Annotated in this window: 14 protein-coding genes; 5 read left to right on the top strand and 9 right to left on the bottom strand. The window is 32.7% G+C overall.

Features of this window, described 5'->3' with window-relative positions:
- Positions 1-18 precede the first annotated feature (18 nt).
- The 4 genes from C7448_RS08390 to C7448_RS08405 are packed head-to-tail and all read right to left on the bottom strand — an operon-like array spanning position 19 to position 3,950.
- Positions 19-2,088: a flotillin family protein gene (locus C7448_RS08390; protein WP_115900915.1), complete on the bottom strand. Its 2,070-nt coding sequence runs from the start codon at positions 2,086-2,088 to the stop codon at positions 19-21.
- Positions 2,089-2,116: 28 nt separating this feature from the next.
- The gene (locus tag C7448_RS08395) at positions 2,117-2,827 is read right to left on the bottom strand and encodes a hypothetical protein (RefSeq protein WP_115900916.1); all 711 of its coding nucleotides are present in this window, start codon (positions 2,825-2,827) and stop codon (positions 2,117-2,119) included.
- A gap of 2 nt (positions 2,828-2,829) precedes the next feature.
- Complete coding sequence (locus C7448_RS08400) at positions 2,830-3,543, bottom strand: PspA/IM30 family protein (RefSeq protein WP_115900917.1); 714 nt, start codon at positions 3,541-3,543, stop codon at positions 2,830-2,832.
- Positions 3,544-3,554: 11 nt separating this feature from the next.
- Positions 3,555-3,950: a type III secretion system chaperone family protein gene (locus tag C7448_RS08405; RefSeq protein WP_115900918.1), complete on the bottom strand. Its 396-nt coding sequence runs from the start codon at positions 3,948-3,950 to the stop codon at positions 3,555-3,557.
- A gap of 241 nt (positions 3,951-4,191) precedes the next feature.
- Here C7448_RS08405 and C7448_RS08410 point away from each other — a divergent pair, with 241 nt between their 5' ends.
- Complete coding sequence (locus C7448_RS08410; protein WP_115900919.1) at positions 4,192-4,950, top strand: helix-turn-helix domain-containing protein; 759 nt, start codon at positions 4,192-4,194, stop codon at positions 4,948-4,950.
- A gap of 4 nt (positions 4,951-4,954) precedes the next feature.
- Here the strand turns inward: C7448_RS08410 and C7448_RS08415 are convergent, their stop codons facing one another.
- From C7448_RS08415 to kynU, 3 genes are read right to left on the bottom strand one after another with little or no spacing between them, the layout of a single operon-like run.
- Positions 4,955-6,352, bottom strand: coding sequence for an FAD-dependent oxidoreductase (locus C7448_RS08415; protein WP_115900920.1), 1,398 nt, complete (start codon positions 6,350-6,352; stop codon positions 4,955-4,957).
- A complete protein-coding gene (locus C7448_RS08420; RefSeq protein WP_115900921.1) occupies positions 6,345-7,544 on the bottom strand; it encodes a S41 family peptidase in 1,200 nt (399 codons plus the stop codon). Before C7448_RS08420 ends, C7448_RS08415 begins: the two co-directional genes overlap by 8 nt.
- On the bottom strand, positions 7,545-8,804 hold the full coding sequence (gene kynU / locus C7448_RS08425; RefSeq protein WP_115900991.1) for a kynureninase: 1,260 nt from the start codon (positions 8,802-8,804) through the stop codon (positions 7,545-7,547).
- A gap of 148 nt (positions 8,805-8,952) precedes the next feature.
- On the opposite strand from kynU, the gene C7448_RS08430 reads away from it, so the two are divergent.
- The 3 genes from C7448_RS08430 to C7448_RS08440 are packed head-to-tail and all read left to right on the top strand — an operon-like array spanning position 8,953 to position 10,815.
- Positions 8,953-9,729 carry an IclR family transcriptional regulator gene (locus C7448_RS08430; RefSeq protein WP_115900992.1) on the top strand — a complete coding sequence of 259 codons (777 nt, stop codon included), beginning with the start codon at positions 8,953-8,955 and terminating at the stop codon, positions 9,727-9,729.
- Positions 9,730-9,738: 9 nt separating this feature from the next.
- Entirely contained in the window at positions 9,739-10,305 is a 567-nt protein-coding gene (locus C7448_RS08435) for a Crp/Fnr family transcriptional regulator (RefSeq protein ID WP_115900922.1), read from the top strand.
- A gap of 57 nt (positions 10,306-10,362) precedes the next feature.
- Entirely contained in the window at positions 10,363-10,815 is a 453-nt protein-coding gene (locus C7448_RS08440; protein WP_115900923.1) for a DoxX family protein, read from the top strand.
- 67 nt (positions 10,816-10,882) lie between these two features.
- Here the strand turns inward: C7448_RS08440 and serA are convergent, their stop codons facing one another.
- Together serA and C7448_RS08450 are read right to left on the bottom strand one after the other, a co-directional pair.
- Positions 10,883-12,775, bottom strand: coding sequence for a phosphoglycerate dehydrogenase (gene serA / locus C7448_RS08445; RefSeq protein ID WP_115900993.1), 1,893 nt, complete (start codon positions 12,773-12,775; stop codon positions 10,883-10,885).
- 168 nt (positions 12,776-12,943) lie between these two features.
- Positions 12,944-13,753 (bottom strand): UbiA prenyltransferase family protein, encoded by an 810-nt coding sequence (locus tag C7448_RS08450; protein WP_115900924.1) that lies wholly within the window; start codon positions 13,751-13,753, stop codon positions 12,944-12,946.
- A 131-nt stretch (positions 13,754-13,884) separates the two neighbouring features.
- Here C7448_RS08450 and gcvP point away from each other — a divergent pair, with 131 nt between their 5' ends.
- Positions 13,885-16,740 (top strand): aminomethyl-transferring glycine dehydrogenase, encoded by a 2,856-nt coding sequence (gene gcvP, locus C7448_RS08455; RefSeq protein ID WP_115900925.1) that lies wholly within the window; start codon positions 13,885-13,887, stop codon positions 16,738-16,740.
- Positions 16,741-17,062 lie beyond the last annotated feature (322 nt).

The raw sequence follows: 17,062 nt of genomic DNA on the forward strand, positions 1-17,062 counted from the left end.
ACTCGGATAAGTGCTATTCTAACTCATTTTTTTATTAGAAATATCTAATCCTTTTGCTAAGCTAAAAAGGTTTCCCAAAAGCGTTTGATCATCATCAGATGTTGCTCTATCTTTTAAACTCATTAACAAATTAGCAATTGTTAAATTTTTAATATCCTCAGAAGAAATTCCATATTTTACTGCAAAATCTCTTACGCGTTCCATTAAATTTCCTTTTACATCATCACTACTTAATATAGCATCTTTTACTTCTTGCAAATTACTACTGTTTTCAATCATCTTATCCAGTCCTTTTGCCTTGGTTATTTGCCCCATGATTTGCTCAAAGAACATTGTTTCTCCTCCTACTATATCAATCTTAGCAGATTTTAATGCTTGACCAATAACATCAGCTTGAGCATCTGCAATATCTTTTTGAATATTAATATGTGCTAAATCTACTTTTAAGTCTTTTTCTAGTCGTAGTTTAAATTCTTCATGCTCTTTACCTACACCATCTAGCTTTTTCATTGCTGCTGCTTTTTCTTCGATTCCTGCTGCATCTGCTAAGGCTTTTTCTCTTATAACTTCTGCTTCAGCCATTCCTTCTTTTCTTAAGGCTTCTGCTTTTGCTTCAACTCCTACAGCCTCAGCTTTTGCTTTCTTCTCAATAATTAAGGCTTCCATAGAACCAAATCGCTCACTAGCATCTGCTTTGGCATGCATTACTTGTGCCTCTGACATTCCTAAAGTAGCTTCTTCTTTTGCTTTAGCATCTGCTAATGTCTTACGAGCTTCTGCTTCTTTTTCACTTGCTTCTTTATTCGCTTGTGCCTCAATGTTAATTTCTTCAGCTTTTTGCTTTGCAGCTTCTTTTTGTGCTTCAGCTTCTTTAATTGTTTTAATTAAATCTTCTTGAGCTTTTGCTTCTGCCAATGTAATAGTAACTTGCTTCTCTCTATCTGCTGTTTTAAACGCCTGAATATCTTTCATATTCTCTTGTTCTTCAACCACTCCTTTTTCTAAAGTAACACGATCACGAATAACATCTTGTATGTTCTTCTTTTCTACCTCAACTACTTTTTCTTTTTCAATTTGAGCTAATGTAACAATTCGCTCTCGCTCAGTAGCTTCTAACATTCTGTCTTTTTCTACTCTTTCAGTTTCAACAACATCAGTACGTAATTTGTTCTTAGCTGCTACAATAACTTGTCTTTGTTTATTTTCTTCTGCAACTTGTACTTTCTCTTCTGTTACTATTCTTGCCGACTCAGACTTTAATAACTCTTCTTGGTTAACTTTTAATATTTCAGCTTCTTCACGAGCTTTAACATTAGCTATTTCACGTTTTTGTTGCTCTTCTTTCTCTGCTAATTGTTTATCTAGTTCCAGAATAGCTTCTCGAGCTTCTACATCTTGCTTTCTAATCGTTTTTTCTTCATCTCTTTTGATTAGGTTTGCTTTGATGTTTTGTACAGCCGTTAATTCAGTAATTTTCTTAATCCCTTCAGCATCTAAAATATTATCTGCTTTTAAATAAGATACAGATGTTTGCTCTAAATAATCAATTGCGCAATCTTCAAGCGTGTATCCATTTAAATCGGTTCCAATAATATCTACAATTTCGTCCCTAAACTCTCTACGAGCTTCGTATAAATCAGTAAAATCAAACTTTTTACCAACAGTTTTTAACGCCTCAGAAAACTTAGCTTCAAATAAATCTTCTAATGTTGAAATATCTGATGCTCTATCGCAACCTATAGTTTGTGCTACTTTTTTAATAAAATCTACTTCATTATTTACTCTCACAAAAAAGGCAACTTTAATATCTGCTCGCATGTTGTCTCTACAAAGTAATCCATCATTACCTAAACGTTCTATTTGGATTTTTTTTACAGATACATCCATAATTTCTACTCTGTGAAATACAGGTATCACATACATCCCTTTATCTGTAGCTACTTTAGTTCCTCCAAAACCTGTTCGTATCAAAGCTTGTCCTTGTGGTACCTTTTTGTAGAACATTGCTATTATAGCAAAGTATAGAATAATAAGAAATAGAATTAATCCTACTCCTACTCCAATAACCTGTAATAAACTGTTTGTCATAGTTCTTTTTTTTAAAAAATTTTTGTTTTTAATTTATATATGATTGTGCGTAATAAAAAGACTTATCCTGACTTTGTTTTATAATCAAGATTTGCTCTCTAAACTGTATTGGACTCCCGTCTAATGATTTAATATTTATTGACAAATGAGTCCCTTCAGCTTTTACTTCGGCTGAACCTAATTTTTTTTCTTTAATATTAGATAAAGAAACACCTACTCTACCTACTATTTCTATCGGTAAATCTCCATGTTGATTCAAGTTCTTAAAAAAACTTTTAAAAGGTGTTGTGAATACTTTATTGATGAATAGCGACGGTAAAAAACCTATTAACATTAGCACAAAACCAAAGCTATTATTTATACTACCTGTTAAAACAGTAGAAAATGCTGTACAAATCCACCAGATAAAAATCCAACATGTAAATGTGAACATAAAAGGCAGTCCTACAAAGTTGAAATAAATCAGAAATATTTGCCACCATTTTAGTGGTTTTCTTTTCTTTCCTAATACATCCTCTTTATTTACTTCTGCATTTGAAACATCATGAAAATCTGCATTTCCTCCTTCAAAACCTGAATCTGTATCTATATCGAAATCTGCATCAATATCTACGTCTATATCTAAATCGAAATCAATTCCAGAAATCATAGTTACCACCCAATACAATAGTAGTATAATCACTAAAATTGTTAAAGGTAAGTTTACAGATGAAAATATAATATCGGTAAAAGTGTTCAATTTTATGCGTCTTTATCGTTTAACCCTAATCTTTCTTTCAATTTTAATAAACTTTCTTCAGCCGAAGTTTCAGTAATATCTGCCGCTTCCGATAATTCCTGATCTATTGATTTAGAAGATTTCGCTATTTCTCCATAAGCTTCAGCTAGAGCCTCTTCTTGTTTTACTTTCTCTTTCATGCGTTCTAACATAGAAACTGTGCTTGTACTATCAACATCAGCCATTTGTTTATTCAAATTCTTTGTTGCTTTAGAAACTTTAACTCTAGCTTTTAATGTTTTCAACTCATTTTCCCATTTGCTAATATTCTGTTTAATTTCCTGAATATTATACTCTAATTTACTCACTGAGTCATTAAATTGAACCTCTTCTTTTTTCACCATTAATATTTTATGGTTCATTTCTTCTTTTTTCATTAAAGCTTCCTTCGCTAGTCTGTCTGCCTCTGAAAGTTCCATATCTCCATTTTGTCCTTTTTTCAAAATTAATATCGCTTTTTGCTCATAATCTTGACTTTTAAAAGTTAACTCTTCTACATCGTTTTTAGCTCGAATAGCCAATGCTTTTACTTGTGCCAGTGACTCTAAACTTTTTTCGAGATTTAATTTTAAATCTCTGATTCCTTGTTCTGTCATTTTAATAGGATCTTCCATTTTATCTATTGCAGAATTTGCTTCTGATTGCCCTATTTTAAAAAGTCTTTTAAAAAAATTCATATCTATTTTTTTTAATATTTTGAAAAATTAATAATGTGATCTGAGTATTCGCTCAAGAGTAAACTAAGCGAGTTTAAACTTGCTTCAAACTCATTAGCGTCCAAATTCTCTAACTGAAGTGTATCTCTAAAAATAACACGTTCACCACTTTCATCTAAGACAAAAGCTCCATGAATTATATCTCTATTCTTTTGCAACAAGCTTTTAAAAACTTCTTGATTAGGCCCTTTAATTTTAAAGATATATTGTTCAAAAATTATAATTGGATTTGCAACCCCAATAATTAAGTTTTTTATCCCTTCGTTTTCTTTTTCAACAACGAAAATACCTTCTTCTTGATTTTCTTTTACAATATTGAAATTTAACTCCAGTAAAAAAACCTTTACTTTACTAAAATATGTATTCATTTTTAAGCAGTTTGATTAGTTAATATAGCATTTTTTTTAAGCGATAATATTACAAAAAGTTTCTAAAATCAAAGACACCCAACGTAACATTATTAATAACATAAATTCAATAATTTTTAATTTAAAATATTCCCCACTAGTTTTTAAACTAAAAAAATTAGCAAAAACAAAAATAATTAGCTAATATTGTTTGCTCAAATATACAAAAATAAAAACACTTAGCAAATAAAATTAGCAAAATATGTCGTTCTTTGGTAAAAACATAAAGAAAATTAGAAGTGTAAAACGTTTAAGTCAACAAGCTTTTGCAGAACTTTTCGACCTAAAAAGGGCTACACTGGGGGCTTATGAAGAAGGAAGAAGTGAACCAAAAATTGACACTATTATAAAAATTGCTAATTATTTTAGCATTCCTATAGACAACCTACTAACTTCAGAACTTACTGTTAATAATTTACTCCAATTTAAAGAGAACCTAACTCTAGAAACAGAAAAAATCTCCAAAGAAACCACCACTAAAATTCCTTGTATCACTAAAAAAGTAGCTATACAGTATCTTGAATATTACAATAAAACTTCTTTTATTGATGATTTACCTAAAATTCAACTCCCTATTAACTCACAAAAAAAACTTAGAGCTTACATCATTACAAATTTAGAAATGGCTAATCACGACAACGGATTATACCCTAAAGACATAGTTATAGGTGAATTTATACCAGACAATATTATAAAGAACTTAAAAAACGGAGAACTTACTCTTACTCTTGTAAAAAACGAACTAATACTACGTAGGCTTCATATTAATGATGACTCTATAACACTATGTGCAGATCATAAAAATGTACCCGACAAGGTATTCCCTCTTAAAGACATAAAAGAATTATGGAAAATACAATACGTGTTTTTTAACAGAGTTCCTGATTTTAACACCCCCATAGAAAACAAACTTTCTTTTTTAGAACAAGAACTTTTTAAATTAAAAAGAGAGTTAGAATAAACCATTACTTAAATCCCGCTATTTTATCTTCTTCTAAGATTTCATTAGTTTCTTCTTGTACTTTTTTCAATACCTCATTTAAATCGGTGATTACATCTAAATCGTGATGCGCTACCATATTTAATAAGGCTTTGTCTTGTGCACGCCCTTTTTTCATCGCTTCTGCGTACGGAATCTCTTCATTAAAGGTTACCATAGAGTACTTTGAAAAATATTCTGTTGGAAACGTCTTTTCTAAATCCATCTCCAGCTTTCTCTTTTGTTTAAACAATGGGTTCGCTACATGATCGCGCATTTCATAAAAGTTGTCAATAGCTAAATCGGCAATAGCATCGGTATCTTCTTTACGCGCTTTTTCATAAGCTTTAAAAGTAGCTCCCCAATCTCCTTCGTGCTCATCTAAAATTGTATCAAATACAGTTACATCTTCAAAAGAAGCATTCATTCCTTGTCCATAGAAAGGAACAATTGCATGTGCTGCATCTCCTAGTAACAAGGTCTTATTTTGATAATGCCATGGTGAACACTTTACGGTTCCTAAAGCCCCTGTTGGGTTGTTAAGAAACTCATCTTTAATACACGGAATCAACTCCAACGCATCAGAAAATTCTTTTTCAAAAAACTCAGTTATCTTTTCTTCTGAAGTTAAGTTATTGAAATTGTATTCGCCTTCGTCGTAACTTAAAAACAAGGTTACCGTAAAACTTCCGTCTAAATTTGGCAACGCAATTAACATATACTCTCCACGAGGCCAAATATGCAAATGCTCTTTACTTATCTGATGACTCCCTAACGTATCTGCAGGAATTTCTAATTCCTTGTATCCGTGTGTTAAGAAATTTTGAGAATAGCTAAACAAGAACTTTCTTTCTAAATAGTAGCTTTTTCTCAATGCAGATCCCGCTCCATCAGTTCCAAAAATCACATCTCCGTCTACTGAAAATTCTTCTTTGGTATTATAATCCTTGAAATATGCTACTGTATTTTCTATATCTACCGAAGTACACTCTGTATTAAAATGAATAGTAACATTTTCATGCTTCTCTGCCTCCGTTAGTAAGATTCCGTTTAAATCTCCTCTTGAAATAGAGTTGATATACTCTCCTTCCCTACCCGAATAACTCGACGCAAACGTATTTCCTTCTCTATCGTGCATTAAACGCCCATACATCGGAATACAAATGTCACGTGCTTTTTCTTCCACACCACATAAACGTAAAGCCTTAAAACCACGATCAGATAATGCTAAGTTGATAGAGCGTCCTGCAGAAATGTCTGTTGTTCGTAAATCTGGACGACTTTCATACATTGAAACTTTATATCCTCTTTGTGCTAAACGAAGTGCCAATAAACTTCCGCATAAACCAGCACCTATGATTACTATGTTCTCTTTTTTACTCATTTATTATTTGAATCGCTTTTTTATATGTTTCTACACTTGTTTTGGTGTAAACTTCAGGAATAAATTTTTCTCTTGGAGTACCGTTTACATGATATAGTTTTTCAACAGGAAAACATAAATTCATCTTAGTATTTGGCAATGCTTCACATTGAATTGCTCCTAATAATTTTGCCATCTCAGTTCCTACAACCTTTGCTGATTTAATATTATCAAAACCTTGTGCTATTGCTTCTCCCACACTTCCTGTCCATCTTCCTGCTAACACTACAACTGGTTTTTTATATGGATTTTTCAAAGGTGTCAATAATTCAATCCAACTTCTCTTTATACCAAACTCTCTTTCTAAACTAACTCTTTCATGCTTTTGATATGGAATTGTTTCTGTTATAAACTTTCCCATAATGCTTTTAGCTACTTCAGCATTCCCTCCGCTTGGTGTATCTCTTAAATCTACAATAATTGCTTTAGTATCTCGGAACTCATCTACTTTTTTAGGGAAAGCTTTAATTACCTCATTGTTTCCTAAAGAATTATTTAGTTTTATGTACCCTATGTTTCCTTTTATAATTTTCGAACTTAAAGTTCCGTTTTCTTTTTTTGAGGCTGTAGGTTTGTTTAATCTATATTGTTTCTCTTTTCCATCTTCTAACACTAAAATTACTCTTTCTTCATTATGTTTTCCTGCAAACCATAGGTTCGCAAAAAACTCTTTAACATCGTCTTTTGGGTTTTTAAAAGATTTTGGCAATACCTCTTCTACCAAGTCTTCAATTTTACGTCCGTTAATACGAAGTAATTCTGCCCCAACTTTTAACCCTGTCTCTTCAATTTCAAAACCTGATCTGATGTCCGCTATATGATAGTTACCATCTTTTATTTTTATCCATGCATCAGTTGATGTTGGAATTAGTCGGAATGAAGATTTTAAATTTCGATTAATACCGGTATGAGGGTCATATAATTCATAGGTTATATTTTCAACCAGCCTAATAAATTGAGAATCGTTGGAAACTTTTTCTACTTCTTTTTGATATATTTTTTTTACCTCAGTCCAATTTGTTTGTTTTTGATCAAAGTAAGCGTAAAAGCCATCAAACATATTCCATAAATAATCAAAATCTTTTTGATACTTAGTTTGAGCTACACTACTAAAACCACATAGAACTAAAAAAACAATAAACATTTTTTTCATTTATAGCAATGTTTTTAAAGTTTCAACCATTCTAAACACATCTTCAAAACTATTATACATTGGCACAGGGGCACAACGTATTACATCAGGCTCTCTCCAATCGGTAATAATATTATTTTCGGTTAATTTTTTGTGCAAACTTTTATCTGCATCCTTCACTTGAATAGATAATTGGCACCCTCTTTCTTTCGGGTTAGATGGTGTAATTATTTTAATGCTGGCCGTATCAATCTGATTGATTAAGTATTCAAAATATCCCGTTAATTTTTCCGACTTAGCTCTTAACGCTTCCATTCCTACTTCTTCAAACATATCTAGTGAAGCTCTAATCGCTGCCATTGATAAAATTGGCGGATTACTCAACTGCCAACCTTCTCCTCCCGCCATTACATCAAAGGGTTGACGCATGTTAAAACGAGTTTCTTTATTATGGTTCCACCATCCTGCAAAACGCGGTAAGTCTTTATTGTGTGCATGTTTTTCATGTACGAATAAGCCTCCTAAACTTCCTGGGCCTGAGTTTAGATATTTATAGGTACACCAAGCAGCGAAATCAACTCCGCTATTGTGCAATTCTGGAGAAATATTTCCAGCACCGTGTGCTAAGTCAATTCCCACCATGCAATTTTTAGCGTGTCCAATTTCTGCAATACGTTTGATACCTAAATACTGTCCTGTATAATAATTCACACCACCTATCAACAACAAAGCTATTTCATCACCTTGTTCATCAACTATTTTCTCCAAGTCTTCTATTCGTAATAACTCTTCTCCTTCACGAGGTTTCCACTCTATCAATCCTTCATCTATATCAAATCCATGAAATTTTAATTGCGATTGCACAGCATATCTATCCGAAGGAAACGCATCACTTTCTATAACAATTTTATATTTTGTTTTAGTTGGTTGATAAAACGACACCATCAACAAATGTAAGTTGGTTGTTAAGGTATTCATCACCACTACTTCTAATGGTTTTGCTCCTACTATTTTTGCCATTGAATTGGTTAAAAACTCATGATATGGCATCCATGGATTTCGAGCTTCAAAATGTCCTTCTACTCCATATTTTGCCCAATCGTCTAATTCTTGTTGAATATATTCTTGCGTTTGTTTAGGTTGTAGTCCAAGAGAATTCCCTGTAAAATACAACCAGTCATTTCCTTCTGCATCTTTTGGAATATGAAACTGCGCTCTTAAATGCGCTAAATTATCTTCTTTATCTAGTTGTTGTGCGTAATCAAGTGTTGGTTTGTACATACTTATCTTTATTTCTAAAAACCATTTTAAAGACACTAAAGATACTTCATTTTTGACTCAAAATAAAAACCAAAGTGTTTCATATACTAAAACATCGTTTTATAAACTTACCAATTTTTATTATATTAGTCAATATTTTTTTGAAAAAATGAATACAAATTCTAAAAGTTTAAATCAGTCCATCATCAAAGCATTTGCTGTTTTAGATGCTTTTACTAATGATAAAAAAGAGTGGGGTGTTAGAGAATTAGCTACTAGAACTGGCTATAACAAGAGTACCGTATACAGATTATTAAGCACTTTAGTTTCGTTAAATGCTGTGCAACAAAACGACAACGAAAAATACCAACTAGGAAGTAAATTATTTGAATTAGGGAACCGTGTTGCTATCTATAAATCACTAAGAAACTTAACTAACGAGTCTATACAAAAAGTAGCCTTAGAAATTCAGGAAACTGTTTTGTTGGGTATTTTAAAAGAACAACAAGTACTACACATTAATAAAGCAGACAGTTTACAAGGACTAAAAATAAGCACCTCTATTGGTTCTTACGCCCCTATTAATGGCAGCGCAATTGGAAAATTATTATTAGCTTTTTCTTCGTTAGAAACACAGAGAACTTTTTTTAGTTCAGTTACACCGCAATCATTCACTAAAAATACGATTACCTCAACCTCAAAGCTCAAAAAGGAAATACAATTAATTCAGCAACAGAAATTTGCTTTAGATATTGAAGAGTTTGAAATTGGTTTGGTATGTATTGCAATACCCATATACAACAAAAAAGGAAAGGTTATTGCTGGATTGAGCGCATCTGGACCTTCCAGTAGGTTTAAAATGAAAAATGTTGCTAGCTATATAAAAATCTTACAGAATGGTGCTGCTGAGATAGAAAATAGATTAAGTGATTTTAATAGTTTATAAAATTGAATCATGGAACAAATTAAAACACTTTTACAGTCTTTTGCTGACATTTCTGATAAAGATTCAGATTACTTTTATTCTAAACTCAAAAAGAAAACGCTTCAAAAAAAGGATACGCTATTAACCAAAGGAGAAACAGAAAACTACCTTTCTTTTGTTGAGGAAGGGGTTTTAAGATTGTTTATTCCAAAAATTGAAAACGATGTTACCTTTGGTTTTGTTTTTAAAAATAGCTTTATAAGTGCTTATGACTCTTTTTTAACACAAACTCCATCTGAATATAGTATTGAAACGTTGACTCCTACTATTTTATGGAGATTATCTTCTAATGATTTAGAAAGCATCTATCAAAATACTTCTATTGGTAATGAAATTGGAAGAAAAAATGCCGAAAGTTTATTCTTGCTAAAGTCAAAACGAGAGCTTTCTTTATTAAACAACACCCCTGAAGAACGATACCTTAACCTTTTTCATGAAAGACCTGAGTTAATCAAGCAAATTCCATTAAAATATATAGCTTCTTATATTGGGGTAACTCCACAAGCGTTGAGTAGAATTAGAAAACGAATTTATTAACCCAAGTTCATTGATTGTTTTTAAAAGTTTATTCAATTTTGAGAAAAATTTTAATCAATGAAACCATTATTTGTTTTACTAATCATTTTTATAATTTCTACAGGAGTTCAGAAACTATTTTTAAAAAGTGTGAACTATACTCTTTCTGGCAGAATCGCCATGTGTGCTATGTTGCTATTTACTGCTTTAGGACACTTTTTATTTATAGATGGCATGAGTAAAATGATTCCGAATTTTATCCCTTTAAAATCATCTATAGTAATACTAACAGGCGTGTTTGAAATTATATTGGCAATTGGTTTACTATTACCAAACTACCAAAAAACTACGGGCTGGATTCTTATTGTATTCCTTGTATTAATGTTACCCGCCAACATAAAAGCAAGCTTGGAGAACTTAAACTATCAAACGGGTACTTATGATGGAAAGGGGCTTTCTTATTTATGGTTTAGAGTTCCTTTACAGTTCTTTTTTATTGCTTGGGTGTACTTTTCTACTTTAAAAAAGTAATTATAATTAAAAAAGGTCTACATTTTACTGTAGACCTTGAACAATATAATTTGTTTAGAACATGTACTTAATATAATACTCTAAACTTAATGGTTCCTTCTACCTTTTTAAGCTTTGTTATTACTTCTTGGTTATATTCCTTATCCACATCAGTAATTACATAACCTACCTTCTCATCAGTAGATAAGTATTGACCCGTAATGTTCAACTCATATTTTGCTAATACTTTATTGATTTTCGCCATCACGCCAGGTACGTTTTTATGAATATGTAAAAAACGGTGTGCGTTTTTATGCTTTGGCAAGCGAATATTTGGGAAATTTACCGCATCTACCGTATTTCCAGAATTGATATATGCCATAATTTTGTTTGGAACAAAATCAGCTATATCTTTTTGAGCTTCTTCAGTGCTTCCTCCTACATGCGGTGTTAAAATCACATTATCCAGCCCTTTTAACTCCGTATAAAAATCACCATTTTTTCTTGGCTCTTCAGGATAAACATCCACTGCAGCTCCAGCAATTTTACCTGATTTTAACGCACTCACTAATGCTTCAATATCTACCACAAACCCACGAGATAAGTTCACCAAGTGTGCACCATTTTTCATTTGTGCTATTTCCTCTTTTCCTATGTAGTTTTTATTTGCTGAATTATCATCAACATGTAACGTAACTACATCTGAAATATTCAATAATTCATTTAATGTATCTATTTTTGTGGCATTTCCTAAAGACAGTTTATCTTCTACATCATAATAATACACATCCATACCTAAAGCTTCAGCTAATACAGATAATTGTTTACCAATGTTTCCGTATCCAACAATGCCAAGTTTTTTACCGCGAACCTCTCTTGAACCTTGTGCTGTTTTATTCCATTGACCGTTATGGATTTCTGTACTTCTTTGAAACACACTACGCATTAACATTATAATCTCTCCAATAGCTAATTCAACCACCGAACGTGTGTTACTATATGGTGCATTAAAAACCACTACTCCATTCTCTTTACAAGCTTCTAAATCAATCTGCTTCGTACCAATACAAAAAGCAGAAACTACCATTAACTTTTCGGCAGCTTCAATAACTTTACGAGTTACTTGTGTTTTAGAACGGATTCCTAACACATGAACATCTTTTAATTTTTCAATTAATTCATCTTCTGATAAACTTCTTGATACAGTTTCTACTGAAAACCCATCACCTGTTAGCTTTGTAAAAGCATCAGAGTGTACGTTTTCTAATAATAATATCTTAATTCTGTTCTTTGGGTATGATAAGTTTCTAGGCAATTTGTTAACGTATAAAAATTCATCTAAATTCGGCGTAATATGGTCGGCATTTGCAATCGTTTTATCCCTCGATACATTCTCTGTATATGCAAAAAAAGTATCAGCAACACCTGCTTCTTTGGTAACTGCATCACTATACCCATCACCAATAACTTGCACTTCACCTTCTAAATTTAAGGATTTTAAACAATCTATCTTACCATTATGTTTAGATAATGGGTTTTCCGTGTCAAATCCAACAATAATTCCATCGTTATCAAACTCAAAAGTATTTGCAAATACTCTTTCTGAAGGAATATTATACTCCGCAACTATAGGATCAATAAACTCTTTAAACCCTGCTGAAATCACATAAATATCATCAGAAAAACTTTCAAAAAACTCTTTATTTCTTTCGATAGAAGGAGACACTTTTTGTCTCAATTCTTCAATTAACAAAGGTAAATCTGACTTTTTAGCACTTAATAACTGAATACGTTTTTCTAAGGATTCCGTAAAGGATACTTCTCCATCAATTCCTTGATTGGTAATATGGATTACTTCTTGAATAATCTCTTCCTTTTTTTGATTTCCTGTTAAAGTGATTTCAGCTAAAACATCTAATGCTTCCACACTGGTTAGTGTGCTATCGAAATCGAAAACGAAATTTCGTTTTACTAAATTCATGTTATTTATTTGTGTTTTTCTTGTTGTGTTGTTAAGCCAACGAATGTACAAAGGTTTTCTTAAAAACACATATTACGAACCTCTTAAGTTTCAGTTTTTAACTAAAGGAAACACACTTTTTAAAAGCTATTACTTTTTAAGGTTTTACCCCTCTAAAAAGCTTCAATTTTAAACCAGTAAGAACAACCACCAAAAGATGGGTATAGCTTCAACCCAGAAAGAACTATAATATTTAGATTGATTTACTTTTGCCCTCATCAATAGAGCTAAAAGTACAGAAAACAACACCAAAAAAACAGTTCTGAAATGAGTATTAGGACTAATAACAAACTCCAACACCAAACATAAACCCAACAAAACAGCACCAAATTTTTTTGTATTTTCTATCCCTATTTTTTTAGGAATCGTTTGTAAAGAAATAGCATCATATTGTACATCTCTAATATCAAAAGGGAGAATTAATATCACCACTAATAAAAACCGTTGTACCGCAGATAGGTACACTTTACTTGTAAAAAAAGTTTCGCTCGCATATACTGGCAATAATACCGTAGTACTCGCCCATACCAAAGCCACCACTACTATTTTTAAATAACCAATACTTCGTAAGTTTTTTTGAAACCCACTTAAAAAGGGCACCGCATATAAAAAAGTTAACAACCCAAAAGGTACAAAAAATAATAATGTTTTTAATGGAAGTAACCATGCGTAATAACACATCAACAAGAAACAAATCAGTGAAAATACTTGAATAACTTGTAAATTTTTAGTCAAACTTCGGTGATGTAGTTTTGCAACACCAGCATATTTTACAAAGTTATACCCTGTAATTGTCGCAAAAAACACAAAAAAACCAAGTGATTCATCATACGAAAAACCAAAGTATAGCTCTGTAATTCTAAACAAAGAAAACACAGATAAGGCTACATGAATACTAGAGTTTATATAAAAATCGAGTACTTTTTTTAAAAGCTTCATTCAACAAAAATAACTTTTCTGTTTATAACCAGCTGTTTTGGTTAATAAAATATTGCTTTTAACAAAAAAATATGTAGTATCAAATCAACCAATTTCACTATTTTTGAGGCACGAAAAACAACAACACAATAATGAACACAAATTCATTTCAACTAAGGCATATAGGTCCTCGTATTAAAGATCAGGATCAAATGCTTCAAACAATTGGCATAGAGAGTTTAGACCAATTGATTTACGAAACTATTCCCGACGATATCCGCTTACATAAAGAGTTAAATTTAGCTCCTGCAATGAGCGAATATGAATACCTAAATCACATTAACGAATTAGGTGCAAAAAACAACGTTTTTAAAAGTTATATCGGTTTAGGATATCACGAAGCTATTATACCTAGCGTTATACAACGTAATATTTTAGAAAACCCGGGATGGTATACTGCTTATACCCCTTACCAAGCTGAAATAGCGCAAGGGCGTTTAGAAGCCTTGTTAAATTATCAAACTATGATTTGTGATTTAACAGGAATGGAATTAGCCAATGCTTCATTATTAGACGAAAGTACTGCAGCTGCAGAGGCCATGGCGTTATTATTTGACGTTCGTGAAAGGGCACAAAAAAAAGCTAACGTAAATAAGTTCTTTGTTTCAGAAGAAATTTTACCACAAACCTTATCAGTATTACAAACACGTGCTATTCCTATCGGAATTGAATTAGTAGTTGGTAATCATGAAGAATTTGATTTTTCTGAAGAATTCTACGGTGCTATCGTACAATACCCTGGAAAGCATGGACAAGTGTATGATTACACCGATTTCGTAGCTAATTGTAACGCAAACAATATTAAAGTAGCGGTTGCTGCTGATATTTTATCATTAGTAAAGTTAAAAGCTCCTGCTGAATTTGGTGCTGATGTTGTGGTAGGTACTACACAACGTTTTGGTATTCCTTTAGGATATGGAGGGCCTCACGCTGGATATTTTGCAACGAAAGAAGCTTACAAGCGTAGTATTCCTGGTCGTATTATTGGAGTTACCAAAGATGTTGACGGTGATCGTGCGCTACGTATGGCATTACAAACACGTGAGCAACACATTAAACGTGAAAAAGCAACTTCAAACATTTGTACTGCACAGGTATTATTAGCAGTTATGGCAGGTATGTATGCTGTTTACCACGGTAAAGATGGTTTGCAATACATTGCAGATCGTGTACACACAAGCACTACAACCTTAGCAAAAGCGTTAAACGATTTAGGTTTCAAACAAAAAAATAGTGCTTATTTTGATACTATTTTGGTTGAAGTTGAAACAGACAAATTACGTCCAGTAGCAGAAGCAAACGGAGTCAACTTTAACTACATTGATGAAAACCATATTTCAATCTCTGTAAATGAAACCGTTGGATTAAAAGAAATCAACGAAATTGTTGATTGCTTCGAACAAGCATTCAATATCAAAGACATTTTAGTTACTGAATTTACTACTACAGATGTAATTCCAGCAGACGTAAAGAGAGCAACTTCTTTTTTAGATAACGATATATTCAATACGTATCAATCAGAAACTGACATGATGCGTTATATCAAAAAATTAGAGCGTAAAGATTTAGCATTAAATCACTCAATGATTTCTTTAGGGTCTTGTACCATGAAGTTGAATGCTGCTTCTGAAATGTTACCGTTGAGTAATCCTCAATGGGGAAATATTCACCCGTTTGCACCATTAAACCAAGCTGAAGGATATCAAATCATGTTAGATAACCTTGAAAAACAATTAAATGTGATTACTGGTTTTGCAGGTACTTCTTTACAACCTAACTCTGGTGCACAAGGTGAATTTGCTGGATTAATGACTATTAGAGCGTATCACGAAGCAAATGGTGACACCAACAGAAACATCTGTTTAATTCCTGCATCTGCTCACGGAACGAACCCTGCATCTGCTGTTATGGCGGGTATGAAGGTAGTAGTTACCAAAACAGATGAAAGAGGAAACATCGACGTAGAAGATTTACGTGCAAAAGCTGAAAAACACGCTGATAATTTAGCTGCTTTAATGGTAACTTACCCATCTACGCATGGAGTATTTGAAAAGGCTATTAAAGAAATTACGCAAATTATTCACGATAATGGCGGACAAGTATATATGGACGGTGCCAACATGAACGCACAGGTAGGATTAACAAACCCTGCAACCATTGGTGCTGATGTTTGTCACTTAAACTTACACAAAACATTTGCAATACCACATGGTGGTGGTGGACCAGGTGTTGGACCAATTTGTGTAGCACCACAATTAGTTCCGTTTTTACCTACCAATCCAATAATAGCAACTGGTGGAAACAATGCCATTACTGCTATTTCAGCAGCTCCTTGGGGTTCTGCTTTAGTATGTTTAATTTCTTACGGATACATTACTATGTTAGGTGCTGACGGGTTAACAAACTCTACTAAGAATGCTATTTTAAACGCAAACTATATTAAAGAGCGTTTAAAAGGACACTTTAGTACTTTATATACAGGAGAAATGAACCGTGCTGCTCACGAAATGATTTTAGACTGTCGTGAGTTTAAACAAAATGGAATTGAGGTTACTGACATTGCGAAACGTTTAATGGACTACGGATTCCACGCACCTACCGTATCTTTCCCTGTAGCGGGAACAATTATGGTAGAGCCAACCGAATCTGAAGGCGTTACTGAATTAGATCGTTTTTGTGATGCCTTAATCTCTATTAGAAAAGAGATTGCTGAAGCAAGCAAGGAAACTCCTAACAACCCGCTTAAAAACGCACCACATACACAAGAAATGTTAACTGCTGATGAATGGGATTTACCATACTCTCGTAAGCAGGCAGCATTTCCTTTAGAGTATATTGCAGACAATAAGTTTTGGCCTTCTGTACGTCGTGTAGACGATGCTTTTGGTGATCGTAACTTAATTTGCTCTTGTAATCCTATTGAAGATTATATGGAAGCGGAAGCTTAAAAACAACATTCAATACAAATTCAAAAAACCTCATCAAAAAAAGATGAGGTTTTTGCTTTTATAAACTACGATAAAACGGTCATTTCGAGTGATAACGAGAAACCTCATGAATCAGAGTAACTCATAACTTTAAGACCTCTCATATCCATTCGAGGTGACGGTAATTGAGAAAAAGATTGCTTCGTCCTACCTCCTCGCAAAGACGATAATAAAACGTCCTCTGAAAGCAAGCCGAAAATTACATCTAACTGTCACTTCGAGTGAAATTCACGAAACACAGTGAAGGGAATTTTGTATCGAGAAGTATTGGTAGTAACAAGGT

Source organism: Tenacibaculum gallaicum (assembly GCF_003387615.1).
GTDB classification, from domain to species: Bacteria; Bacteroidota; Bacteroidia; order Flavobacteriales; family Flavobacteriaceae; genus Polaribacter; species Polaribacter gallaicus.